Source organism: Streptomyces sp. CB00455 (assembly GCF_001905445.1).
Lineage (GTDB): Bacteria > Actinomycetota > Actinomycetes > Streptomycetales > Streptomycetaceae > Streptomyces.
Map to the genome: position 1 here is coordinate 524,848 of NZ_LIVQ01000003.1, position 24,190 is coordinate 549,037.

Sequence of the window (24,190 nt, forward strand, 5' to 3'; positions counted from 1 at the left end):
TCGTACCCCGTGCTCCCCGCACTTCCCGTGCGCCCGGCACAGCCCCCTGCGCCCCACCGGTCCCGCCGGTGGGGCGCAGTGCTGTGCGTCCGCCACCTCCCCCCGCGGCGGCGCCCCTCACCCTTCCGGGCGTACGGCCGGTGCCCTACAGTCCCCTGACGCACCGTCAGTCACGGCACAGCGGAGGGGACCGTACATGCGCCTGGGACTCGCACTCGGCTACTGGGGCCGCGGCCCCCACCCGGACCACCTCGGCCTCGCCACCGAGGCCGAGACCCTCGGCTACGACTCGGTCTGGACCGCCGAGGCCTGGGGCTCGGACGCCTTCACCCCGCTCACCTGGATCGCCGCGCACACCTCCCGCATCCGCCTGGGCACGGCCATCGCGCAGATGGCGGCGCGCACCCCCACCGCCACCGCCATGCACGCCCTCACCCTGGACCACCTCTCCGGCGGCCGGATGATGCTGGGCCTCGGCCTGTCCGGTCCACAGGTGGTCGAGGGCTGGTACGGGCGCCCCTTCCCCGCGAGCCCGCTCACCGCGACCCGCGAGTACGTCGACGTCATCCGCCAGGTGCTGCGCCGCGAGGGCCCGGTCGCCCTCGACGGCCGCTTCCACCAGCACCCGTACCGCGGTGACGACGGCACCGGCACCGGCAAGCCGCTCAAGCCCATCACCCACCCGCTCCGCGCGGACCTGCCCCTCCTGCTGGGCGCCGAGGGGCCCGGGAACATCGCCCAGACGACACGCATCGCGGACGGCTGGCTCCCCCTGTACTGGTCGCCGACCCGCACGGACGTGTACCGGGCCTCCCTCACGGACCTCCCCGACGGGTTCATGATCGCGCCGATGGCCCGGGCCGAGGTCTGCGACGACGTCGCCGAGGGGCTGCTCCCCGTCAAGGCGATGCTCGGCTTCTACATCGGCGGCATGGGCCACGCGGCACGCAACTTCCACGCCGACCTGATGGCCCGCATGGGGTACGAGGATGAGGCCCGCCGCATACAGGAGCTGTTCCTCGCCGGGCGCAAGGAGGAAGCGGTCAGGGCGGTCCCGGACGCCTTCGCCGACGAGATCTCGCTCATCGGCCCCCGGGAGCGGATCGCCGAACGCCTGGAGCTGTGGCGCAAGGGCCCGGTCACCGACCTGCTCCTCACGGCCCCGGACCGGCACACCCTGCGCGTCCTCGCCGAACTGAACACCTAGCGCCGGGACCGGAAAGGTTCACCGGGTCGCGGCGCCCGGCACGCACGGGAGCCCCGGCCGCCGCACATCGCGGCGGCCGGGGCTCCCGGTCGTTCACGGGCTGGTCGTTCACGGGCCGGTCGTTCACGGGCCGGTCGTTCACGGGCCACCCGGTGTCGCGGGCGCACCGAGCAGGGCGCGCGGACTATCCGCTCAGCTGGGAGGCGCTCGGCACCTTGTCGGTTACCGTGGCTCCGGCGCTCTTGCCCGCCTCCTTCACGCCGTTGATGACGCCGCTGAAGGAGTCGATGTCCGCGTCACCCGCCTGGCCCTTGCGCAGCTTGGTGGCCAGGCCCTTCAGCGAGTCGATGCCCGCCGTCAGCGGAACCATCGCCTTCGACAGCAGGGGGTCGCCCTTGGCGTTCTGGCCGGCCGCCTTCAGCCGGTTGTACGCGAAGGCGCCGGCCAGGCCGGCCTTGATCAGCGCGAACGTACGGCCCTTCGCGCCCTTCTTGAACTTGCCCGCGCGGAACGGCTTGATGATCCACTGGTACGTCGCGCCGGCCGCGAGGCCCGCATTGGCGACGAAGCGCGTCTTGGCGAACTTCTGTTTCTCCGCCGAGGTGCTGGGCGAGGGCGTCGCCGCGGCGATCTCATCGGCTTCGGCGGCCGCCGGCTCCGCGGCGGCCAGCGCGGCCAGTTCCGCGACGGAGCCGGCGGTGACCTCTTCTCGCCGGCCCCCGTCACCACCGCCGCCGGTGCCGCAGGCGGTGGCGCCGGCCAGTAGGGCGGTGGACAGGACCACCGCGGTCAGGGCGCGGCGGATGCGTACGGATGTGGGTAGGGACACGATTGCCTCCGGGGACTGAGGTGTCCCCCGCAGCCTCGCCCCGGCCACCGCGCTTCACCACCTGGGCGACCCGTTCGGGTTTACGACACGCCCGGGCGGCAACACGTTTGTCATGAGCACTCACACACGAGTACGCACGCGAGGAAGCAGCAAGGCAGGGCGGGCCGTCGCAGTGGTGGCGGACGTGCTCGCCTTCGTGATCGGCCTCTGGATCCTGCTCTACCTGCTGGACGCCAACCAGGGCAACGGTCTCGTCGACTTCATCCACGACGCCGCCAGCTGGCTGGCCGGCTGGTCCTACGACCTGTTCACCTTCGGCCGCGAATGGGTCCAGGTCGTCGTCGGCTACGGCATCGCCGCCGTGGCCTACCTCTTCATCGGCCACGCCGTCGCCGGCTGGCTCTACCGGCGCTGACCGCACTCCGGCCCGTCCGGTGCCCCTCCCGGCACCGGACTCAGCCGCAGCAGTCGGGCTCCAGCCCGCAGGGGAGCGACGCCCCGCCGAACACCTCGGTGGTGGCCTCGTCCCCGCCGAGCGCCGCGACGGCGAGCAGCAGCGAGCCCGCCGTCCACGTGGTCTGCTCCACCGGCCACACGGCCTCGTCCCGGAAGACGTAACCCGTCCAGTACATGCCGTTGTCGGCGCGCAGGTGCGTGATCGAGCGCAGGATCTCCAGCGCCCGGTCCGACTCCCCCGTCGCCCACAACGCGAGCGCCAGCTCGCAGGACTCACCGCCCGTGACCCACGGGTTGGGCAGGACGCAGCGCACGCCCAGCCCCGGCACGACGAACTCGTCCCACCGCTCGTTTATGCGCGCCACGGCCTCCGCGCCGGTCAGGGCGCCGCCGAGGACCGGGTAGTACCAGTCCATCGAGTAGCGGTTCTTGTCGAGGAACCGCTCCGGGTGGCGGCGGATGGCGTGGCGCAGCGCGCCCGCCGCGAGCTCCCAGTCGGGCTGCGGCTCCTCGCGGTGCTCGGCGATGGCCAGCGCGCAGCGCAGCGCCTGGTGGATGGAGGAGGAGCCGGTCAGCAGGGCGTCCGTGACGGGCGTGCCGTCGGTCTCCCGCTTCCAGCCGATCTCGCCGCCCGGCTGCTGGAGCGTCAGTACGCACTCCACCGCCGCGTAGACGACCGGCCACATCCGGTCGAGGAAGGCGTCGTCGCCGGTGGCCAGGTAGTGGTGCCAGACGCCGACGGCCACGTACGCCGTGAAGTTGCTCTCCCGGCTCGCGTCCTGCGGCTCGGCGGTGTCCACGCCCTCCGGCCGGTCGGCGTAGGCCGCGTACCAGGAGCCGTCCTGGTTCTGGTGCCGGGCCAGCCACAGGTAGGCCCGCTCGGCGGCCTCGTGCTCGCCGGCCGCGTCCAGGGCCATCGCGGCCTCGGTGTGGTCCCACGGATCCAGGTGGTGCCCGCGGAACCACGGTATGGCCCCGTCCGTCCGCTGCGCCGCGAGGATGCCGGCGACCGTCTCGGCGGCCTGCTCGGCGGTCAGGACCCCGTCCAAGACCAGGTGTTCCGGCTCGGTGCGCCCGGGGGAGGTCACTGGGCCGCGCCGACGGGGAGATGGGGCTTGGTCGCGTACGCCACGAAACTCTTGCCGATGACCGGGTTCAGGGCCTGCTCCGCCAGACGCGTGGCCAGCGGCTTCTTCATGATGTCCCAGACCAGGAGCTTGTGGTAGGCCTTGACGGGCAGCGCCTTGTCGTTGTCGACGCCGAAGGCGCACTTGAGCCACCAGTACGGGGAGTGCAGACCGTGCGCGTGGTGCGTGCCGTAGGGCCTCAGGCCGGCGGCCTCCATCTTGCCGAGGAGCTCGTCCGCCTTGTATATGCGGATGTGACCGCCCTCGACCTCGTGGTAGGCGTCGGACAGCGCCCAGCAGATCTTCTCCGGGCCATAGCGCGGCACGGTGATCGCGATGCGTCCGCCGGGCTTGAGCACGCGGACCATCTCGGCGAGCACGCCCTTGTCGTCGGGGATGTGCTCCATCACCTCGGAGATGATGACGACGTCGAAGGACTCGTCGGGGAAGGGCAGCGCGAGCGCGTCGCCCTCCATCGCGGTGGCGGTGGCGCCGGCCGGCGCCTCACCGGCCTCCTTCATGGCGGCGAACCACTTGGCGACCTCGCGGATCTCCTCGCCGTTGCGGTCGACGGCGACCACCTGGGCGCCTCTCCGGTAGCACTCGAAGGCGTGCCGGCCTGCGCCGCAGCCCAGATCGAGCACTCGGTCGCCGGCGGCGAGCGGGAACCGGGAGAAATCGACGGTCAGCACGGGGTCCTGCCTTCGCGTGTCGCGGGGGTGTACGGGGAGGGGACGGGGACGGCGTGGGAGAGGCGGAGGGTCACCGCGCGCGGCGGCTGCGGGCCGCCTGCTCGATCGCGGCGCGGTAGTGCGCGACGGTCCCCTCGGCGGCCTTGGCCCAGGTGAAGCGGGCGAGGACCCGCTCGCGCCCGGCGGCGCCCAGGCGGGCCCGCAGCTGCGGGTCACCCAGCATCCGGCCCAGCGCGCCGGCCAGGGCGCCCGCGTCGCCGGGCGGCACCGCGAGACAGCTCTCACCGTCGGGGCCGGAGACCTCGGGGATCGCGCCGCCGGTGGTGGCGACGAGCGGGGTGCCGGTGGCCATGGCCTCGGCGGCCGGGAGCGAGAAACCTTCGTAGAGGGAGGGGACGCAGGCGACCTGGGCGCTGCGGACGAGGTCGACGAGCTCGGCGTCGGTGATGCCCTTGACGAAGCGGACGGCGTCCTGCAGCCCGTATGCCTCGATGGCGCGGGCGACCGGCCCCCGCTCGGCGCGCTTGCCGACGACGACGAGGTGGGCGTCGGGCCGCTCGGTCCGCAGCTTGGCGAGCGCCTCGACGAGGTGGACGAGCCCCTTGAGCGGGACGTCGGCGCTGGAGGTGGTCACGATGCGGCCCGGCACCTCGGCGACGGAGGCGTCCGGCGACCACAGGTCGGTGTCGGCGCCGATGTGCACGACGTGGATGCGCTCGTCCCGGACGCCCAGGTGCTCGGCGATCTCCGCCTTGGAGGAGCCGGAGACGGTGAGCACGGACGGCAGCCGGCGGGCCACGCGGGCCTGCATGCGGGTGAAGGCGTACCAGCGGCGCACGGAGGCCCGCCTCTTGCGGTCCTTCGCGGCGGCGAGGTCCAGCTTCCGGTCGACGGTGATGGGGTGATGGATGGTGGTGACGAGCGGGGCGCCGAGATCGGCCAGCAGCCCGTAGCCGAGGGTCTGGTTGTCGTGGACGACGTCGAACTCACCGGCGCGGGCGGCGAGGTGGCGCCGGGCCCGCAGCGAGAAGGTCAGCGGCTCGGGGAAGCCGCCGGTCCACATCGTGGCGACCTCGACGGCGTCGATCCAGTCCCGGTACTCGCCGCGCCGCGGGGTGCGGAAGGGGTCGGGCTGCCGGTAGAGGTCGAGGCTCGGGAGTTCGGTGAGCGTGGCGCCGGTGTCGAGCACCGGGTAGGGCTGCGCGCCGATGACCTCGACGGAGTGTCCCAGGCGCACGAGCTCGCGCGAGAGGTGGCGGACGTAGACGCCCTGGCCGCCGCAGAACGGGTTCCCCTTGTAGGTGAGGAGCGCGATGCGCAACGGGCGGTCACCGTCGGTCACGGAACCCGCGAAAGGGCTCGTCATCATGGCCTCAGCGGTCACTCTCGGCCCCCTTCTCCCTGCACTTTCGCCGGAGCGTAACCGCTCGGATAATGTAGAACAAGTTTCAGACTTGATCCGTCGAAGACCATTGAATCTACCGGCCGGAAACCCCACCGTAAGAGGCGGAGCAGGTGATTCGCGCCACGGGTGAGGCGCCTGCCATGCTGGCTCCGGATCAGCCCCCGCAACGACACGGAACGGGACACATGACAGCGGAAGTGAAGGCCGTCACCACACCGGCGTCGCCTCCCCTGACGGAGCGCCAGGAAGCCCGCCGACGCCGGATCCTGCACGCCAGCGCCCAACTGGCGAGCCGGGGCGGTTTCGACGCCGTCCAGATGCGCGAGGTCGCGGAGTCCTCCAGCGTGGCGCTGGGCACCCTCTACCGCTACTTCCCGTCCAAGGTGCACCTGCTGGTCGCCACCATGCAGGACCAGCTCCAGCACATGCACACCACGCTGCGCAAGCGCCCCCCGGCCGGGGACGAACCGGCGGCGCGGGTCGCGGAGACCCTGATGCGGGCCTTCCGGGCCCTCCAGCGGGAACCGCACCTCGCGGACGCGATGGTGCGGGCACTGACGTTCGCGGACCGCAGCGTGAGCCCCGAGGTGGACACGGTGTCCCGGCTGACCACGGCGATCATCCTGGACGCGATGGGCCTGGAGGGCCCGCCGACCGCGGAACAGCTCTCGGCGGTCCGGGTCATCGAGCACACCTGGCACTCGGCGCTGATCACGTGGCTTTCCGGCCGTGCGTCGATCGCCCAGGTCAAGATCGACATCGAGACGGTGTGCCGTCTGATCGACCTGACGGCCCCGGAAAAGGCCTGAACCGACCGCTGAAGGCGGGGCGCGGGCGGCGGGCGGACGGGGCTCCGGCGGGACGGGGGGCCGGGGGCCGGAGGGGAAGGCGTGGCGGCGCTTGTGGGGGTCGGTGTCCGCGTCGGAAATGGGATCAGTGACGCTCTGGGGGTTTCCCGCCGGCCCCATCGTCTCTCCGTGTCGGGCCGGCCCGGAAAGACCGAGGACAGCCGGGAAACCCCAAAGGAATGGGCCGGGAGTTCGAGCAAGAGACGGGGTGGTGGCATGCCCCGACAGAGCCAGGAACGCACCCGCATCGCTACGCGCTCCTCGATCACGCGTCCGCCGCCCGTTGTGCGACATTCCGTGAGTTGTCCTGAGCTTTGCTGAGTCCTTTCCCTTGTGGCCAGGGTGTTCCTCCTCCTTCGAGTGCTCTGTGGTCCGGTGACGCAACTTCGGGATTCTTGCCCTCACCCACGGGCCGGACCCGCTCCACCTCGCCGAGGTGTTCGGGCTCGACGAGAAGACCGCGATGCGTTACGCGGACTCCGCACGAGCACTACTGGAACAGGCCGCTGAACAGCAGCTTCTATGAAATCTGCTCGACCGGGACGCACCCTGAAGGGAATAATCGGGCCGGTGACGTCGACCGAAGCAGCAGCAAGCGCCCTACAGGACCACGCCACTCTCTGGAGCGTGGGAGAAGCCCGTGCGAGCCACGTGGTCGATGCGGCCTGTGATGCGCTCGTCGCCGGACTCGACACCCCCGGCCTTCGTATCCTTGCCGCCTGCACACGTGCCGAGGCGGACTACGACGTCCACGATCTGCTTCCCGCAGCACTCGACGAACTCGGCCTCACCTTCTATTCGCTGGCAAGCGATGCCGGTCAAGAAGCCGCCGCCCGCGCCCTCGCACGCCGCATGCTCGCTGGCGAGCTGACACCTGGGGAGTTCACTTTCCGGATTCACCGGCGCTACGGACATGGGCTGCCCCTGACTGAGCGCCTCGCCGAACTCGACGACGAGTACGACGTCCTCGAATACGGCGACAGAACAGTGGACCAGGTCGATGCCGAGTTCAGGGCCGAAGCCCGCCGCCTCGCAGGCGACCCCCACGTTCCCGCAGAACCCACGGAGACCCCCAGCTGATGCACACGGACCGACCCGCGGGTTCCCGCTGAACAGGCTTCAGTTTCCCTGAACCCACGGGGCTCTCCGGGTGTGAGTAGTTGCGGTACAGAAAGTGCCGTTGAGATTGATCACGGTCCGGCTGGCGTCGGAGTGACCGGGTCCGGCCTCGGGGTCGACGGAACCGTGGTTGGCGCTGCGATCATGACCTCGGATGGTCCGGAGGGGGCCGGCCGTGTCCTTCCGGCCACCCTCCCCGTTGGTCGGTTCGACGCATGTTGGGTTGACCCCTCGTCGGGCCCGTGCAGTCCGCGGCTGCTTCCTTCGCGGCGCGCTCCGCCGCCAGGCCCCCGACGTGCCCAGGCGTGGCTACGATCGTTGTTCGGAAGGCAATCGCATACCGACACGAATCGAGGGATCATGCCGATCCAGCAGGCCTACATCGTGAGCTATAGGGCGCGTCATGCCTGGACCTTGGCAACCGGTACGACCCGCACTTTCGCAACAGGTTGAGTCTGCTGCATCGTGGTGCCCTGCGAGAGGCGTTGGCGGAACTGTCCAGCTTTGAGGGCGAGTTCTACTCCTGCCTGACCGCTCGTTCGGGGCGACGCCCCGCGCCCGCACCTACGATGGCCGCTGAACGCCCGCGTCAACGGTCAAGGGGGCGGCTGCCTGCGAAGGACAGGAAACGGGCACAGGACGCTGGGCATGGAGGGGCGCCCGGGAGTGGCCGTGGGGAGGGAACGCGCGGCGAAGCCGCCATGTGAAAGCTGGTAGCGGCTTCGGAGGCGATCAGAGTCCCCACGCTCTGACCTGGGCCGCTGGTCTCCCCGGGCTGCAGGATGAGGCCGTAAATCGTGATCCCTGTCAGGGTTTCTCTCTCTGTCTCCCTCGCGCGGGGGAGATGGCTCATTCTCGGGTATGAAGACCGGGCGCGGGTGCCGGCGTGATGGTGAACGCATGACGAGCTTCTCTGACCTGAGCCAGGTGCCGGGCGCATGAACGCGAAGGCGATAGAAGCCGCCGCTCGGCGGTGGCGGCCGGCGCGCCACCCGACCGCGGTGACCCGCACATGGGCCTGGCCCGCCTACATGTCCGTACTCGCCCAACTGGTCTATGCGGGGGAGAAGGGCTCCTATGCGGCGCAGGGTCGCCTGGGCATTCCCGGTGGGCCGTTGGTGAGCGCCTCGCAATATGCCGAGACTTCTGATGTCGCGCTCACCCAGTGGACGCTGGCCCTACTTGGTCTGTTGTCTGCCGCAATCGCGCTCGCCGCCGTACGGCCGTGGGGCGGTCTGGCACCGCGCCCGCTGCTGCTCCTTGGGCTGTGGGCAACGGGTGCTCTGGCGGCGGTCAGCCAAATCCACGTGGTACGGGACGTCCTCTTTCCCACCGGTCCGGGGGGATGGTCGGTGTGGGCTGCTGTTCAGGGAGGCGCCGGCCTCTGCCTCTGGCTGGCCACGGCCTGGATCTTCACTCTCCGTCTGGGATGCGACACCACAGCCGTGGCGAACACGGGGCGGGATCCGGGGTGAAGGAGGCGGTGGAGACGCGGACTGCGATGGACCGCGCTTTGTCAGTACGGCGATGGGCCGCTTACGCGACCTGTGCATGGAGCCTCGCTGGCTATGGAACTCTGAAACTCTATTGGGCGTTGGGCGGTACGGCGCTCACCTCCACTGCCCCCTTGCCGCGTTCGGCCCGTGAGGAGCTCGTCGCGCAAACTCCCGGCACCATCGCCGGTCACTGGATATCGGTGGGCCTCGTCGTCTTGGGTGTATTGGCGGTGCTCGTTACCCTGCGGCCCTGGGGACGTACGCTGCCCCGCCGGCTTTTGACCGTACCGATGTGGGTCATCGGATGTCTCATGGTGTTGCGGGCGTGTGGCGCGCTGGGTTTTGGATTCATCGGTGACGTCATGGTGTTGACGGGCAGCGTTCACGTGGCTCCGTCCGACGTGGAGATCGCGCGCCATCTGTCCCGTGTGGACCTGCTGCTCTGGTCACCCTACTTCCTGGTCTGGGGCCTGCTGTGGGGTGCAACCGCATGGGCCACCCCCATGCGCCCAGCTCGCAGCCGTCCGTAAGCCCGGGGCGTCAGGCAGACCGACCGCAAAGCCGGCAGGGACCGGACGATTGCCCCGGGTCGTAAGCCCCCGGCCGGGCGTTCCAGTTCCTGCCCCTGGACGGGCTGTCCGGCTGGAACAGGAGGAAGCCGGCCTCGGCCGTCGGCTGCTGTCTATCCCCTTGCGGCCAGGTCATCTCTGACGCCTGCCTGGGCGGGTACACGAGCCGCGCCTTCCTGGACATCGGTCCCGCTACCCGGCCTGTTCGACCAGGCCTGCCGGGGCTGCTCACTCGGCGTAGGTGCCTCTGGCGGGTTGATCGCTTGAGCGCGCCACGCCCATGCACTATCTTGAACATGTTCAGTTGAACGCGTTCAAAGGGGGAAGCGTGTCCGAAGTGCAGAAGGTGTCGGCCCGGCAGACGGGGTGGGCCGTGGCGGCTGTGGTGGTCGCCGCGGCCGTGACCGTGGGCGGATTGATCATGTTCTTCGCGGTCGCCGAGCTCTTCGTGTTCACCGCGTTGGCGGTGACGATCCCGCTCCAACTGCGCAAACATCCCAAGGCCTTTGCTCGCACGTGCATCTTCCTGAGCTCCGGGCTGCTGGTCTGGGGGGTGTTCGGCCTGCTCGTCGGTATGTTTCTGTTCCTACCTGCAGCCGTACTGCTCCTGTTCGCAGCCCTCGCTGACGCCGATAACCGTCCGGGAGGATGGTGGGTCGCGGCTTCCCCGATCGCAGCCGCGCTCGCCCTGGCATTGGCTTTTGCCGTGCCGTCGCACTCCGGGAACGAGCAGACATTCAAGTACGCCTTCTACGCGAACCTCGACTCCGTCAGCCGGCTTCACGACCCCCTCTTCAATAAGCGCAAGGAGCGGCTCAAGGAGTTCGGGGCGACGAACGTGTCCTTCACCGAGAAGGAAGAGGGCCGGCTCATGCTGACGGTGCAGGTGCCCGAGGAATTTCACGGACAGGTCAGGCACAAGCTCGAGTGGGAGATCATGGATATCTCAGGAGTCGTCGCTCTGTGCTATGGCACCTACGACGCCTCCCAGCAAGCGACCTGCGAGCCTGAACGGATTTAGCCGACGCCACTCACGGGCGCGACTGCGGCCTCTGTGGAGGCTCCGAACGGCCAGAACGAAGACGGCCGCTCTCGGTTTCCGGTGCGGTGACTCCGCCCATTTGTGGTGAGTCGACTGCGACCGAACTCTATGGGCTGGTGGGTGCGGTCACTGAGCGCTGGCGCAGGGCTGCGAAGTCGGCTTGGGCCGCTTCGACGGCCTCGGGGTACGCCTGGGCCTTGTGGTGTTCGGCGAGGGCCCGGTAGACGCTCGCGACGGAAGGGCTCTGCCCCGCCACATAGCCGCGCACGGGGCCGTCGACGAAGGTGAAGGCGTGCGGGTAACACCTCCGGCCAGGCCAGATTCTTCTGTGGGGAACAGCGGCATTCGTGTTCGGCGCACCCGTGGGACTCATGGGGAACGTAGCCCGAACGCCCGGAGTGGGTGGCCTTCTGTTCCGTCTGGTTGTTCCTCTCACCGCCTTCTTCGAGGCGACTCAGCGATTGAGCGTGGAGGCGGACTCGGAGGGGGCGGTTTTCGCTCTGACCTGGAACGTAACGCGCGTTGCGGCATGCGTCGCCGCCGTCGCTCTCATCGGGCACACCGTGTGGAGCTGGCGCGCCCGGCGTAGCCGAGCCGCCGGGTCGAGGGAAGCGGCCGCGCCTGCAAGGCGCCTTTGACCCAGCGGGGAAGGCCCGTGATCCGGGGTGCCGCCCCGCAATCTCGGTGGACAGGGTCGGCGGGCTGTTCGATAGTCCCGCCCATGGCTTCTCTCGTACGACACATCACAGTCGACTGCTCCGACGCCTACGGCCTCGGGCAGTTCTGGGCCGCCGTCCTGGACGGCTCTCTCGCCGACGACGACTTCCCCGGGGACCCCGAGGCGCTGGTCACGGCGCCCGGCTCGACGCTGCTCTTCGTGACGGTTCCCGATGCCAAGAGCGTCAAGAACCGTGTGCACGTGGACCTACAGCCACAGGACCGCACGCGCGACGAGGAGGTGGAGCGCATCGTCGCCCTGGGCGCCACCGTCGTCGGCGACCACCGGAGGCCGGACGGGACCGGGTGGGTGACGCTCGCCGACCCCGAGGGCAACGAGTTCTGCGTCGAGCGGAGCGCCGCCGAAAGGGCGAAGTGAGCCCCGGCGGACCCCCGCTGCGACGGGACGGCCCGGGCTGACGCCGGTCGGCACGATGGCCGCCGGCCAGCCGCCGCCAGGTGTGTGCCGGAGCCCCGATGACCGGCCCGGCCGGAACGCCGGGATCCCGCCCGGCCGGTTGGGGCGGGGGTGGGTGTGTGTCGGGGTGATCCCCGCAGGGTGCCGAACGCAAGGTGCCTGCGCTTTCCGACCCCTGGAAACGTTCGGCGCCCGAGGAGACGCCCCGGCGCGCGCCCGCCCCCGCCGCAACCCGCCCCCGCCGACCCCGCAGCGCGGCGCAGCCAACCGGCCCGAGCGGCGCAGCCAACCGGCCCGAGCGGCGCAGCCAACCGGCCCGAGCGGCCCGCGCAGCGAGCCGCCCCGTCGCTATTCCTCCGGCGGGAAGACCGGTTCGCCCGTGGCGGCCAGCGTGATCAGGATGGCCTCCACCGGGCAGCCTTCGGCCGCCGTGAGGATCGGTTCGTTCGCGTCCGACTGCGGGGTGCGGGGGTGGGACTGGCGCGCCGAGTCCAGGACGAAGCCGTCCGGGGCGTGGTTCACGCACATGCCCGAGCCGATGCAGACCCCCCGGTCCACCTCGACCTGCCAGCGGTCACCCATCAGGCACCCGCCTCGCCCGCACCCGGCGCATACGTCGCCGGAAGGTGGATCATCTTGTGCTCCAGGTACTCGCTCAGCCCCTCCGGGCCGAACTCCCGTCCCAGGCCGCTGTTCTTGTAGCCGCCGAAGGGGCCCAGCATGTCCAGGCTGAAGGTGTTCACGTTGAAGGTGCCGGTGCGCACCCGCCGGGCGAAGTCGATGCCGTGCCCGGCGTCTGCCGTCCAGACGCTGCCGCTCAGGCCGAACTCCGAGTCGTTGGCCACCCGTACCGCCTCGGCCTCGTCCCCGTAGGGGATCAGGCAGACGACCGGGCCGAAGATCTCCTCACGGGCGATCCGCATGGAGTTGTCCACGTCGCCGAAGAGGGTGGGCTCCACGTACCAGCCCCGTTCCAGGCCCGCCGGTCGGCCGCCGCCCGCCAGGACCTTGGCGCCGTCCTCCTGGCCGATCCGGATGTAATCGAGGGATCGCTGCTGCTGCCGCCGCGCCACCAGCGGTCCGAGCTGGGTCGCCGGGTCGAGGGGGTCGCCGACCACCAGGGCGCCCGCCGCGGCCGCGAGGGCCTCGGCCACTTCCCCGTACCGGCTGCGCGGCGCGAGGACGCGTGTCTGGGCCACGCACGCCTGGCCGTTGTTCATCCAGGCGGCCGGGACGATCCCGGCGACGGCGGTGTCCAGGTCGGCGTCCGGGAGGATCACGGCGGCGGACTTGCCTCCGAGTTCCAGGGTGACGCGGGTGAGGTTGCGCGCGGCGACCTCCATCACGCGCCGGCCGGCGGCGACCGAGCCGGTGAAGGCGACCTTGTCGATGCCGGGGTGTCCCACCAGGTACTCGCTGACCTCGCGGTCGGCGGGCAGGATCGACAGCACGCCCTCCGGGACGCCGGCCTCGCGTGCGATGTCGGCCAGGATGTAGGAGTCGAGGGGGGATTCCGGGGAGGGCTTCAGGATGACGGTGCAGCCGCTGAGCAGCGCCGGCGCCAGCTTGGCCGCGGCCACGAACTGCGGGACGTTCCACGGGATGACCGCGGCGACGACCCCGACGGGCTCGCGGCGCACCAGGATGGGGCCGAGCGCTCCCTGGCGGTGCTCCTCGTAGGGGTAGGCGCGGGCGACGGTGATCGCGGCGTCGTAGACCATCACCGGGCCGAGGGCCTGGGCGAGGACGCTCCAGGAGTACGGCGAGCCGTTCTGGGAGCTGATGGAGCGGGCGATCTCCTCGTGCCGGACGGCGATGGCGTCCTTGATGCGCGTCACGACGGCGATGCGCTCGTCGAGCGGCATCCGGGGCCACGGGCCCTCGTCGAAGGCCTTCCGGGCGGCCTCCACCGCCCGGTCGACGTCGGCTTCGCAGGCGTGCGGGACGGAGCCGATGACCTGCTCGGTGTGGGGGGAGACGACCCGGATCGTGTCGTTGCCCACCGGATCCGCCCATTCCCCGCCGATGAACAGCTGTCCGTGTTCCACGAGCTCGGTCATGGCAGATGCCTCCTGCGGCTTGGCGTCCCAGAACTGATACCAGTTCTAGTTGGAGGAGTCCACGGCCAGGACGGAACAGCCGGTGACAGCCGACGACTGGTCAGGAAACCCCTACAGTGGTCGACTTGGGCACCCGGTGGAACAGGTTCTTGTCAGCGGACAGGGGGGCTCATGTCACAGGACACGTCACAGGTGACCGACCACGGCGGCGGGGTGTGGGCCGTCAAGGTCCCCATCCCCGACAACCCCCTCGGGCACACCCTCGTCCACGTCCTCGACACCGACCGCGGCCCGGTCCTGGTCGACACCGGCTGGGACGACCCCGCCTCCTGGGACGCCCTCGTCTCCGGGCTCGCCACCCTCGGCACCTCCGTCGCCGACGTCCACGGCGTGGTCATCACCCACCACCACCCCGACCACCACGGCCTGTCCGGCCGGGTCCGCGGGGCGTCCGGCGCCTGGATCGCCATGCACGCCGCCGACACCGAGGTCGTCGTACGGACCCGCTCCGCCGAACCGGGAGTCTGGTTCGACTACATGAGCGAGAAGCTCGCGGCCGCCGGCGCCCCCGAGGAGCACATCGCCCCCCTGCGCGCCGCCCGCGCGAGCGGCCGCCTGCGCACCCTGCCCGGTCTGCGCGCCGCCGTCCCCGACCGGGAGATCGTCCCCGCCGAGCTGCTCCCCCTCGCCGGACGCCGGCTGCGCGCGATCTGGACCCCGGGCCACACCCCCGGCCACGTCTGCCTGCACCTGGAGGAGGAGCACCCCGCGCAGCTCCCCGGCCACGGCCGCCTCTTCTCCGGGGACCACCTGTTGCCCGGGATCTCCCCGCACATCGGCTTGTACGAAGCCCCGGACGAGAACGGCGTCACCCGGGTCACCGACCCGCTCGGCGACTACCTCGACTCCCTCGAACGCATCGGCCGCCTGGAGCCCGCCGAGGTGCTCCCGGCCCACCAGCACGCCTTCACCGACGCCCCCGCCCGCGTGCGGGAACTGCTGGAGCACCACGAGGAGCGGCTCGCCGGCCTGTGGGGGCTGCTGGCCGAGCCGCTGACACCGTGGGGACTGGCCGAGCGGATGGAGTGGAACCGGCCCTGGGAGCAGATCCCGTACGGCTCCCGCAACATCGCCGTCTCCGAAGCGGAAGCCCACCTTCGGCGACTGGTGAAGCAGGGGCGGGCGGAGGCGGTCCCGGGGACCGACCCGGTCGCATACCGGGCGGTGCAGCACCCCCGGTAGCCCGACGGCGGCTCCTCACCGGCCCGCGCCGCCCCGGGCCGGTAAGGGGCGCTGGGGGCCGGCGCCACCGGACCCGTGAGCTACGGGCCGGTAGAGTGAAGCAGTCGTCCACACTTCCGTACGGGGGGAAGCCGGTGCGATTCCGGCGCTGACCCGCAACCGTGACCCGCCCGGCACCGCCGTGCGCGAAGCCGGATTGCCCCGTGGCGGAGGTGCGCGGCTCGTGCCGTCGGGGCCCCCGGCGGCCGGCACCGTCGAGGTAAACGGAGCCGGAGCCCGGTGCCTGCGCGTGCCTGCCTCCTGCTCCCCCGCACGAGAGGCACCCGCCCCATGAACGTCCGCCGCAGCGCCGCCGCGCTCGCCGCCTCCGCCGTGCTCTGCGCGGGCGCCGCTCCCGCAGCCCTCGCCGACACCGCGCCGCCCTCGCCCTCCGCGCCCCCGGTCATCCCCTCGGGCCTCTACGGCAAGAAGGACCCCTCGTTCGACGGCGTGTGGCGCCAGTCCTTCGCGCTACTCGCCCAGCACACCGTCGGAGTCAAGCCCGCCCCGCAGGCCGTCGACTGGCTCATCGGCCAGCAGTGCGCGAACGGCTCCTTCGCCGCGTTCCGCGCGGACGCCGCCAAGGCGTGCGACGCGACGTCCTACATCGACTCCAACGCCTCGGCGGCGGCCGTGCAGGCGCTGGCGGCGCTCGGCGGTCACGAGGAGACGGTGAAGAAGGCCGTCGGCTGGCTGAAGTCCGTCCAGAACGAGGACGGCGGCTGGAGCTCGAACCCCGGCGGCCCCATGGACACGGGCACCGACGCCAACTCGACCGCCATCGTGATCAGCGCCCTGGTCTCGGCCGGGGAGAAGCCGGCCGAGGTCACCTCGAAGGCCGGCAAGTCCGCGTACGAGGGCCTGCTCCCCTTCCAGCTGGGCTGCACCGCCGAGCCGGCCGCCGACCGGGGCGCCTTCGCGTTCCAGCCGCTCGACGGCAAGCTGCTCGCCAACGCCGACGCCACCGCCGCCGCGGCCCTGGCCGGCCTCGGCAAGGGCGCTGCCGTCGTGCCGTCCGCCACGGACACCCCCGCGACGGCGCTGGCCTGCCCGGCGGGCGCAGCCGACCCGGCGGCCGCGGCGCAGGGCGCGGCCGGCTACCTGGCCGAGGCCCTGAAGAAGGACGGCCACCTCACGGCCCTGACCCCGGGCGCCGACCAGCCGACCGCTGACACCGGCAACACCGCCGACGCCGTGATCGCCCTGGCCGCCGCGGGCCACAAGCAGTCGGCGGCGGGCGCGGTGGAGTGGCTGAAGGCCAACTCCGCGCAGTGGGCGCAGGACAACCCGGCAGGTCTGGGCACGCTGGTCCTGGCCGCGCAGGCGACGGGCAACGACCCGAAGTCCTTCGGCGGCACGGACCTCGTCGCGGCGCTGAACGCGACCGGCCCCGCCCCGCAGGGCGCGGACACCGCCGCGACCGCGGTGGACGGCGAGGAGGACGAGCCTTCGGGCGGCCAGAGCATCTGGTGGATCATCGGCGCGGGCGCCGCCGCCGGCGTGGGCATCGGCATCCTGCTGAGCGGCCGCCGGAAGAAGAACCAGCTCTGATGCGCTGCCGTCTGCCCGTACTCGCCGTGGTCTGCGGCCTCGTCCTGACCGTGCTGGCCGCCGCCCCGGCGCCGGCGGCGGGCTACCGCTACTGGTCCTTCTGGGACGGCGCCGGCGGCCGGTGGGCGTACGCCGCCGTGGGCCCTTCGATGGCCCGGCCGGCGGACGGCACCGTGCAGGGCTTCCGCTTCGCGGTCAGCAAGGACGCCGCGGACCAGGCGTCGCAGCCCCGGGCCGCCGCCGACTTCGAAGCCGTCTGCGGGGCCACCGCCCCGGCGCAGGGCCGCAAGCGGGTCGCCGTCGTCATCGACTTCGGCGTCCCCGCGGACGCCCCCGCCGGCGAAGCCCCGCCGCAGGGGGAACCGCGCACGGGCTGCGCGCAGCTGGCCCCGCAGGGCACGGCCGCCGAGGCGCTGGCGGCCGTCGCGAAGCCGCTGCGCTACAACGGCGCCGCCCTGCTGTGCGCGGTCTCCGGCTATCCGGAGCAGGGCTGCGGCGAATCCATGGCCGAGACCGGCCCCGGGTCCCCGACGGCGACGGCCGGCCCGGCCGCGTCCCACGCGGCCACCGGCGGCTCCGGCGCCCCTTCGGCCGGTCTCCTGGCGGGCGCCGCTGCGGTCCTGGCCCTGGCCGCGGCCGCCGTCTGGCAGTCCCGCCGCCGCACCCGATGACGCCCTCCCCCCACATCCCCGACCCGCCGCACCCGCCGGCCGCAGAGCGGAGGGGGGCGACTCCCCTCCCGGCCGACCCGACCACGGCGGAAGCGAGGGGGACCGCCCCCGGCCCGGCCACCCGGACGCCCCCGGAACCCACCGGGCCGGCCCCGCGCCCACCCCACCCCACGACCCCGGAACCCGCCACGGCGACCCCCCGCCCGGCCACCCCGACGCCCCCGGAACCGGCCACGGCGACCCCGGCGCGGGGTGCCGCGCTGCCCCCGTTCCGTGTCAGTGCAGGTCAGCCGCCGCGTCGGGGGGCAGGGCGGCCGGCCGCGTCCCCGTCCCGCGCCACGGCCGACCGGTCTCCCGCGCGGGATGCGCCGTACGCCCGTGCGCGGTGGTGGCAGGCGCCCAAGGCGGCGCGCGGGAACGCGCTGCACGCGGGAGCGTGGTGGCTCTGGGCCCTCGGGCTCGCCACCGCCGCCTCCCGCACCACCAACCCCCTCCTCCTCGGCCTGATCACCGGCGTGGCCGGCTACGTCGTGGCCGCCCGTCGCACCAGCGCCCCCTGGGCCCGTTCCTACGGGGCCTTCCTCAAGCTCGGACTCTTCGTCATCGGCCTGCGCCTCCTCTTCTCCATGCTGCTCGGCTCCCCCATCCCGGGCTCGCACCTCCTCTTCACCCTCCCCGAGGTCCCGCTCCCCGCCTGGGCCCAGGGCATCCGCCTCGGCGGCAGGGTCACCGCCGAACAGCTGGTCTTCGCCTTCTACGACGGCGCGAAGCTGGCCGCCCTCCTGGTCTGCGTGGGCGCCGCGAACGCCCTCGCGAACCCCGCCCGGCTGCTGAAGTCCCTACCCGCCGCGCTCTACGAGGCCGGGGTCGCCGTCGTCGTCGCCATGACCTTCGCGCCGAACATGGTCGCCGACGTCGTCCGCCTGCGCACCGCCCGCCGCCTGCGCGGGCGCCCCACCGGCGGTGTCCGGGCCGTCCTCCAGATCGGCCTCCCGGTCCTGGAGGGCGCCCTCGAACGCTCCGTCGCCACGGCCGCCTCCATGGACGCGCGCGGGTACGGCCGCACCGCGCAGGTCCCGCCGGCCGTCCGGCACACCACCAACGCCCTGACCCTCGGCGGCCTGCTCGGCATGTGCGCCGGCACGTACGGGCTGCTCGCGGCGCAGGGTGCCGCGTACGGGCTGCCCCTGCTCGGCATCGGCCTGGTCCTGGCCCTCGCGGGCCTGCGGCTCGGCGGACGCCGGTCCGTGCGGACCCGCTACCGGCCCGACCGGTGGGGATGCCGGGCCTGGCTGGTCGCCGGTTCGGGCGCGGCCGTCGCCGCGCTCCTCGTCCGGGCGAGCACGCTCGACCCCGGGGGCCTGCAACCCGGCGTGGTGCCGCTGGTCGCTCCCGGGCTCCCGCTCTGGCCGGCGGCCGCGATCCTGATCGGCCTGCTCCCTGCCTTCGTGGCACCCGTACCGCCCGAGGAGGCGTCCCCGTGATCCGTTTCGAAGAGGTCTCGGTCACTTACGAGGGCGCGGCCCGGCCCTCCCTGCAGGACGTCGACCTGGTCGTTCCGGAAGGCGAGCTGACGCTACTGGTCGGCCCGTCGGGGGTCGGCAAGTCCACGCTGCTCGGCGCCGTCTCCGGCCTGGTCCCGCACTTCACGGGCGGCACCCTGCGCGGGCGGGTGACGGTCGCGGGCCGTGACACCCGGACCCACCGGCCGCGGGAGCTCGCGGACGTGGTGGGCACGGTCGGGCAGGATCCACGGGCCCACTTCGTGACGGACGTGGTCGAGGACGAGCTGGCGTACGGCATGGAGTCGCTGGGGCTCGCGCCCGCGGTGATGCGCCGCCGGGTGGAGGAGACCCTGGACCTGCTCGGCCTGAACGAGTTGCGCGACCGGCCGATCGCGACGCTGTCCGGCGGCCAGCAGCAGCGGGTCGCGATCGGCTCGGTGCTGACGCCGCACCCGAAGGTGCTGGTGCTGGACGAGCCGACGTCCGCGCTGGACCCGGCGGCGGCCGAGGAGGTGCTGGCGGTGCTCCAGCGCCTGGTGCACGACCTCGGCACCACGGTCCTGATGGCGGAGCACCGGCTGGAGCGCGTGGTGCAGTACGCGGACCAGGTGCTGCTGCTGCCCGCGCCGGGCGCGGCTCCCCTCCTCGGTACCCCGGCCGAGATGATGGCCGTCTCCCCGGTCCACCCGCCGGTGGTCGCCCTGGGCCGCCTCGCGGGCTGGTCCCCCCTCCCCCTCTCGGTCCGCGACGCCCGCCGCCAAGCCACCCCCCTCCACACCCGCCTCACCACACCCCCCACTCCAGCCCCGCCAACGCATGAGGCGCCGGTGCCTAGGGGCGGAGCCACCACTCCAGCCCCGCCGAGGCATGAGGCACCGGGGCCCGGGGGCGGAGCCACCACTCCAGCCCCGCCGAGGCATGAGGCGCCGAGACCCGGGGGCGGAGCCACCACTCCAGCCCCGCCGGCGTTTGAGGCGCGGGGGCCCAGGGGCGAAGCCACCACTCCAACCCCGCCGGCGATCGAGGCGCCGGGACCCGGGGGCGGAGCCACCATTCCAGCCCCGCCGGCGTTTGAGGCGCGGGGGTCCGGGGGCGGAGCCCCTGGCGGCGGCCCCCGCCCCCGCCTGCTCACACGCCTGATCCGCCGCAGCCGGCCCACCCCCACACGGCCCCCCGCCCCGGACCCCCGCACCGCACCCGCCGGCGGCCCCGCCCCGACCCCCGTCGCCGAAACCCACGCCCTCGGGATCCGCCGCGCCCGCACCCAGGCCCTGCACGACATCACCCTCGCGGTCGCCCCGGGCGAAACCATCGCCCTGATGGGCCGCAACGGCGCCGGCAAGTCCACCCTCCTCGCCGCCCTCACCGGCACCCTCGCGCCCACCACCGGCCAGGTGACCGTCGGCGGCCGGTCCCCGCACCGGACCCCGCCGCCCGAGATGGTCCGCCGCGTCGGCCTCGTCCCGCAGGAACCCCGCGACCTCCTCTACGCCGACACCGTGGCCGCCGAATGCGCCGCCGCCGACTCCGACGCCGCCGCGCCCCCCGGCACCTGCCGCGCACTGGTCTGCGCGCTGCTCCCGGACGTGTCCGACGACACCCACCCCCGGGACCTGTCCGAGGGGCAGCGCCTGGCCCTGGCCCTGGCGCTGGTCCTCACCGGCCGGCCCGCCCTGCTGCTCCTCGACGAGCCCACCCGCGGCCTGGACTACGCCGCCAAGGCCCGTCTGATCGAGATCCTGCGGGCCCTCGCCGCCGATGGGCACGCCATCGTCCTGGCCACCCACGACGTGGAGCTGGCCGCCGAGCTGGCGCACCGGGTGGTGATCCTGGCCGGCGGCGAGGTCGTCGCGGACGGCCCGACCGCCGAGGTCGTCGTGTCCTCTCCCGCCTTCGCGCCCCAAGTGGCGAAGGTCCTGGCTCCGGGCCACTGGCTCACGGTGAGCCAGGTCGCCGAATCCCTGGCAGGTACCCCGTGACCTCCATGAGCCCGTCGAGCCCAACAAGCCCACCGAGCACACCCAGCTCACCCAGCCCATCGGCCCCGTCAACCCCATCGCCCCAACCCAGCCCGATGAACCCCCCGGCCACCGGGTCCCCGGTAAGCCCCAGGGACCCCGGCAACCCCGTGACGGCACCGCGCCCAGCCACCCGCCCCGTCCGGATCGGCCCCCGCGCCGCCGCCGCCCTGGTCCTCGTCACCCTCATCGGCGTCGCGGCCTTCGGCTGGCCGCTCCTCGCCGACCGGCAGTCGGGCCTCGCCCACTCCCAGGACGCCCCCTGGCTCTTCGCCGCGCTCCTCCCCCTCCTCGTCGGCGTCGTCGTCGCGACGATCGCCGACCAGGGCATGGACGCCAAGGCGGTCGCGATGCTGGGCGTGCTCGCCGCGGTCGGCGCGGCGCTCAGACCGCTGGGCGCGGGGACGGCCGGCCTGGAGCCCATGTTCTTCCTCATGGTGCTCAGCGGCCGCGTCCTCGGCCCCGGCTTCGGCTTCGTCCTGGGCTCGGTGACGATGTTCGCCTCCGCGCTGCTGACGGGTGGGGTCGGGCCGTGGATGCCGTTCCAGATGCTCGCGATGGGCTGGTTCTCGCTGGGCGCCGGGCTGCTGCCCGGCCCGCACCGGCTCCGCGGCCGGGCGGAGCTGCTGATGCTGGCGGCCTACGGCTTCGCGGGCTCGTTCGCGTACGGCACCGTCATGAACCTCCAGGGCTGGGTGCTCCTGCAGGGGATGGGTCAGGGCGTCTCCTTCCACCCGGGCGAGCCGCTGGGGGCGAATCTCGCGCGGTTCGCGGCGTACTGCCTGGCCACCTCGGTGGGCTGGGACCTGGGCCGGGCCGTGCTGACCGTCGCCTTGACCCTCACGATCGGGCCGACGCTGCTCAGGGCACTACGGCGGGCGACTCGCAAAGCCGCCTTCGACGCGCCCGTCTCCTTCGATCCGGAGACCGAAAACGACGCCGCACCTTCCCGTGTGAGGGGTACGAACGACCGCGAAGCGTGACATCCGGGGCCCTCACCGGTGACCCGCCCCACAGGACCTGCGTCACATACGAACCGGATTCGTAGCCACAAATTGGGACATATCACCCCAGCGTCTCGGCTCCCACCTGCACGAACACCCCTTCCCGCACCGGAGGCCGCTTTGCCCCTCCTGCGAGGACCACTAGTAAGAGGGGTCGTTGCCAGGGGGTCCGGGCGTCTGTAGAACTGGATGAGTCGCAAGGCGGCACGGGTGAACCACCCGCCGCCGACGAACCCCTCTCCCCCGCGTGAGTGGCTCACGCATGCCTGAGGCATGTCTGCGACCGCCCCCTGTTCCCTGTGGAAGGAAATCCGTGTCCAACGCCGTCATCCGCCGCATCGCCGCTTCCAAGAAGACCCTCATGGGTTCCGTTCTCGCTGTGGGCGTCGCCGGCTCCATGCTTGCCGCGGTCCCCGCGCAGGCCGCCCCGCAGAACGCCAAGGCGATCGCCCAGCAGATGATCAAGGACCCGGCCCAGTTCGCCGCGTTCAACAAGATCGTGTCGCACGAGAGTGGCTGGGACTACACCGCCACGAACTCCTCTTCCGGCGCGTACGGCCTGGTCCAGGCCCTGCCGGCCTCCAAGATGTCCTCGGCCGGCTCCGACTGGAAGACGAACCCGGCCACCCAGATCAAGTGGGGCCTGGACTACATGAACGACCGCTACGGCAGCCCCGTCGGCGCCTGGAACTTCTGGCAGGCCAACCACTGGTACTAAGCCGGTGGCAGCACACCCCGCTGATCGAGCGGCAGGCGCGAGAGCGCCCCGCGCATGCGAAGACCCCGGCGGCCGACCTCCCCAGGTCCGGCCACCGGGGTCTTCTGCTTCCCATCCCAATGGGTCTTGTGGCGGGCGCCCGCCCGCACGCCGCCCCGCTACAGGCGCTGGATGATCGTGCCGGTCGCCAGCGCTCCGCCCGCGCACATGGTGATCAGCGCGAATTCCCTGTCCCGGCGCTCCAGCTCATACAGCGCCGTGGTGATCAGCCGGGCGCCGGTGGCGCCGACGGGGTGGCCGAGGGCGATGCCGCCGCCGTTGACATTGACCTTCTCCAGGTCCTGTTCGAAAACCTGGGCCCAGCTGAGGACGACGGAGGCGAAAGCCTCGTTGATCTCGACCAGGTCGATGTCCTTGAGGGACATGCCGGCTTTGCCCAGCACGGCCCGCGTCGCGTCGACCGGGCCGTCCAGGTGGTAATGCGGATCGGAGCCGACGAGCGCCTGGGCGACGATCCGGGCGCGCGGCCTGAGCTTGAGGGCGCGGGCCATCTTGCGCGAGGCCCACATCACGGCGGCGGCCCCGTCGGAGATCTGCGAGGAGTTGCCCGCGGTGTGCACGGCGGTCGGCATGACCGGCTTGAGCCGGGCCAGCGCCTCCATGGAGGTGTCGCGCAGCCCCTCGTCGCGGTCGACCAGACGCCACATGCCCTGCCCGGCGGCCTGCTCCTCCTCCGTCGTCGGCACCTGCACGGCGAAGGTCTCGCGCTTGAACCGCTCCTCGGCCCATGCGGCGGCGGCCCGCTCCTGGGAGAGCACCCCCAGCCGGTCGACGTCCTCGCGGGTCAGGCCCCGGCGGCGGGCGATCCGCTCGGCGGCCTCGAACTGGTTGGGGAGGTCGACGTTCCACTCGTCCGGGAAGGGCTTGCCCGGGCCGTGCTTGGAGCCGGAGCCCAGCGGCACCCGGCTCATGGCCTCGACGCCGCAGGCGATGCCGATGTCCATGACCCCGCCCGAGATCATGTTCGCGACCATGTGGTTGGCCTGCTGGGAGCTGCCGCACTGACAGTCCACCGTGGTCGCGGCGGTCTCGTACGGCAGGCCCATGGCGAGCCATGCGTTGCGGGCGGGGTTCATCGACTGCTCGCCGGCGTGGGTGACGGTGCCGCCGACGATCTGCTCGACGCAGTCGGGCTGGATCGCCGTCCGGGCCAGCAGTTCGCGGTAGGTCTCACCGAGCAGGTAGGCGGGATGAAGGTTGGCGAGCGCGCCTCCGCGCTTTCCGATGGGGGTGCGTACGGCTTCGACGATGACGGGTTCCGCGGCCATGAGCTCGTCCTCTCCTGCACTGCGCCGGCGCGGCGGGCCGTCCCGGCGCCCCGCCCGAACTAGTACGCGTTCTAGTTCTCCCCGCAGTCTTATGACCTGGGGCCCCGCCACGCAAGGGTCTTGCACGGG

23 protein-coding genes are annotated in these 24,190 nt (G+C 72.4%); 15 read left to right on the plus strand and 8 right to left on the minus strand.

From position 1 onward, the window contains the following. Positions 1-196 precede the first annotated feature (196 nt). Positions 197-1,207 carry an LLM class F420-dependent oxidoreductase gene (locus AMK16_RS14895; RefSeq protein WP_073914747.1) on the plus strand — a complete coding sequence of 337 codons (1,011 nt, stop codon included), beginning with the start codon at positions 197-199 and terminating at the stop codon, positions 1,205-1,207. A 184-nt stretch (positions 1,208-1,391) separates the two neighbouring features. Here AMK16_RS14895 and AMK16_RS14900 read toward each other — a convergent pair whose 3' ends face one another. Further along, the gene (locus AMK16_RS14900) at positions 1,392-2,036 is read right to left on the minus strand and encodes a hypothetical protein (RefSeq protein WP_242438731.1); all 645 of its coding nucleotides are present in this window, start codon (positions 2,034-2,036) and stop codon (positions 1,392-1,394) included. Positions 2,037-2,148: 112 nt separating this feature from the next. On the opposite strand from AMK16_RS14900, the gene AMK16_RS14905 reads away from it, so the two are divergent. Beyond that, on the plus strand, positions 2,149-2,451 hold the full coding sequence (locus AMK16_RS14905; protein ID WP_073914750.1) for a hypothetical protein: 303 nt from the start codon (positions 2,149-2,151) through the stop codon (positions 2,449-2,451). Between the two features lie 40 nt (positions 2,452-2,491). On the opposite strand, the gene AMK16_RS14910 is transcribed toward AMK16_RS14905, so the two are convergent. The 3 genes from AMK16_RS14910 to AMK16_RS14920 all read right to left on the minus strand — a co-directional run bounded on the left by AMK16_RS14910 (position 2,492) and on the right by AMK16_RS14920 (position 5,695). Then, positions 2,492-3,580, minus strand: coding sequence for a prenyltransferase (locus tag AMK16_RS14910; RefSeq protein WP_073914751.1), 1,089 nt, complete (start codon positions 3,578-3,580; stop codon positions 2,492-2,494). After that, positions 3,577-4,311 (minus strand): class I SAM-dependent methyltransferase, encoded by a 735-nt coding sequence (locus AMK16_RS14915; RefSeq protein WP_073914754.1) that lies wholly within the window; start codon positions 4,309-4,311, stop codon positions 3,577-3,579. Before AMK16_RS14915 ends, AMK16_RS14910 begins: the two co-directional genes overlap by 4 nt. Before the next feature lie 70 nt (positions 4,312-4,381). Beyond that, positions 4,382-5,695 (minus strand): glycosyltransferase family 4 protein, encoded by a 1,314-nt coding sequence (locus tag AMK16_RS14920; RefSeq protein ID WP_073914756.1) that lies wholly within the window; start codon positions 5,693-5,695, stop codon positions 4,382-4,384. Positions 5,696-5,901: 206 nt separating this feature from the next. Between AMK16_RS14920 and AMK16_RS14925 the strand changes: the two genes are divergently transcribed. The 5 genes from AMK16_RS14925 to AMK16_RS14955 all read left to right on the plus strand — a co-directional run bounded on the left by AMK16_RS14925 (position 5,902) and on the right by AMK16_RS14955 (position 10,769). Further along, positions 5,902-6,525, plus strand: a complete 624-nt coding sequence (locus tag AMK16_RS14925; RefSeq protein ID WP_073914758.1) for a TetR family transcriptional regulator — start codon at positions 5,902-5,904, stop codon at positions 6,523-6,525. A gap of 609 nt (positions 6,526-7,134) precedes the next feature. Further along, complete coding sequence (locus AMK16_RS14935) at positions 7,135-7,644, plus strand: hypothetical protein (RefSeq protein WP_073914760.1); 510 nt, start codon at positions 7,135-7,137, stop codon at positions 7,642-7,644. A gap of 977 nt (positions 7,645-8,621) precedes the next feature. Beyond that, positions 8,622-9,158, plus strand: coding sequence for a hypothetical protein (locus tag AMK16_RS36220; RefSeq protein ID WP_051838188.1), 537 nt, complete (start codon positions 8,622-8,624; stop codon positions 9,156-9,158). Beyond that, positions 9,155-9,709 carry a DUF3995 domain-containing protein gene (locus AMK16_RS14950; RefSeq protein ID WP_158071218.1) on the plus strand — a complete coding sequence of 185 codons (555 nt, stop codon included), beginning with the start codon at positions 9,155-9,157 and terminating at the stop codon, positions 9,707-9,709. Before AMK16_RS36220 ends, AMK16_RS14950 begins: the two co-directional genes overlap by 4 nt. A gap of 367 nt (positions 9,710-10,076) precedes the next feature. Next, on the plus strand, positions 10,077-10,769 hold the full coding sequence (locus AMK16_RS14955) for a hypothetical protein (protein WP_143196817.1): 693 nt from the start codon (positions 10,077-10,079) through the stop codon (positions 10,767-10,769). 127 nt (positions 10,770-10,896) lie between these two features. On the opposite strand, the gene AMK16_RS35040 is transcribed toward AMK16_RS14955, so the two are convergent. After that, positions 10,897-11,058, minus strand: a complete 162-nt coding sequence (locus AMK16_RS35040) for a hypothetical protein (protein WP_242438732.1) — start codon at positions 11,056-11,058, stop codon at positions 10,897-10,899. Between the two features lie 453 nt (positions 11,059-11,511). On the opposite strand from AMK16_RS35040, the gene AMK16_RS14965 reads away from it, so the two are divergent. After that, positions 11,512-11,886, plus strand: coding sequence for a VOC family protein (locus AMK16_RS14965; protein WP_030722936.1), 375 nt, complete (start codon positions 11,512-11,514; stop codon positions 11,884-11,886). Positions 11,887-12,273: 387 nt separating this feature from the next. Here the strand turns inward: AMK16_RS14965 and AMK16_RS14970 are convergent, their stop codons facing one another. After that, positions 12,274-12,507, minus strand: coding sequence for a ferredoxin (locus AMK16_RS14970; RefSeq protein WP_030722939.1), 234 nt, complete (start codon positions 12,505-12,507; stop codon positions 12,274-12,276). Beyond that, the gene (locus AMK16_RS14975) at positions 12,507-13,985 is read right to left on the minus strand and encodes an aldehyde dehydrogenase (protein ID WP_073914766.1); all 1,479 of its coding nucleotides are present in this window, start codon (positions 13,983-13,985) and stop codon (positions 12,507-12,509) included. The genes AMK16_RS14970 and AMK16_RS14975 overlap by 1 nt, the downstream gene beginning before the upstream one ends. Positions 13,986-14,156: 171 nt before the next feature. On the opposite strand from AMK16_RS14975, the gene AMK16_RS14980 reads away from it, so the two are divergent. The 7 genes from AMK16_RS14980 (at position 14,157) to AMK16_RS15010 (ending at position 22,733) form a co-directional block, all read left to right on the plus strand. Next, a complete protein-coding gene (locus tag AMK16_RS14980) occupies positions 14,157-15,227 on the plus strand; it encodes an MBL fold metallo-hydrolase (protein ID WP_073914768.1) in 1,071 nt (356 codons plus the stop codon). A 330-nt stretch (positions 15,228-15,557) separates the two neighbouring features. Beyond that, entirely contained in the window at positions 15,558-16,817 is a 1,260-nt protein-coding gene (locus AMK16_RS14985; protein WP_073914770.1) for a prenyltransferase/squalene oxidase repeat-containing protein, read from the plus strand. Continuing rightward, entirely contained in the window at positions 16,817-17,488 is a 672-nt protein-coding gene (locus AMK16_RS14990; protein ID WP_073914772.1) for an SCO2322 family protein, read from the plus strand. The genes AMK16_RS14985 and AMK16_RS14990 overlap by 1 nt, the downstream gene beginning before the upstream one ends. 260 nt (positions 17,489-17,748) lie before the next feature. After that, positions 17,749-18,972, plus strand: a complete 1,224-nt coding sequence (locus tag AMK16_RS14995) for an energy-coupling factor transporter transmembrane component T (RefSeq protein WP_073916038.1) — start codon at positions 17,749-17,751, stop codon at positions 18,970-18,972. Then, positions 18,969-20,972: an ABC transporter ATP-binding protein gene (locus tag AMK16_RS15000; RefSeq protein WP_073914774.1), complete on the plus strand. Its 2,004-nt coding sequence runs from the start codon at positions 18,969-18,971 to the stop codon at positions 20,970-20,972. The genes AMK16_RS14995 and AMK16_RS15000 overlap by 4 nt, the downstream gene beginning before the upstream one ends. A gap of 95 nt (positions 20,973-21,067) precedes the next feature. Continuing rightward, positions 21,068-21,994, plus strand: coding sequence for an ECF transporter S component (locus AMK16_RS15005; RefSeq protein WP_443333566.1), 927 nt, complete (start codon positions 21,068-21,070; stop codon positions 21,992-21,994). A 283-nt stretch (positions 21,995-22,277) separates the two neighbouring features. Then, complete coding sequence (locus AMK16_RS15010) at positions 22,278-22,733, plus strand: transglycosylase SLT domain-containing protein (RefSeq protein ID WP_073914777.1); 456 nt, start codon at positions 22,278-22,280, stop codon at positions 22,731-22,733. A 158-nt stretch (positions 22,734-22,891) separates the two neighbouring features. Here AMK16_RS15010 and AMK16_RS15015 read toward each other — a convergent pair whose 3' ends face one another. Continuing rightward, complete coding sequence (locus tag AMK16_RS15015; protein ID WP_073914780.1) at positions 22,892-24,061, minus strand: steroid 3-ketoacyl-CoA thiolase; 1,170 nt, start codon at positions 24,059-24,061, stop codon at positions 22,892-22,894. Positions 24,062-24,190 lie beyond the last annotated feature (129 nt).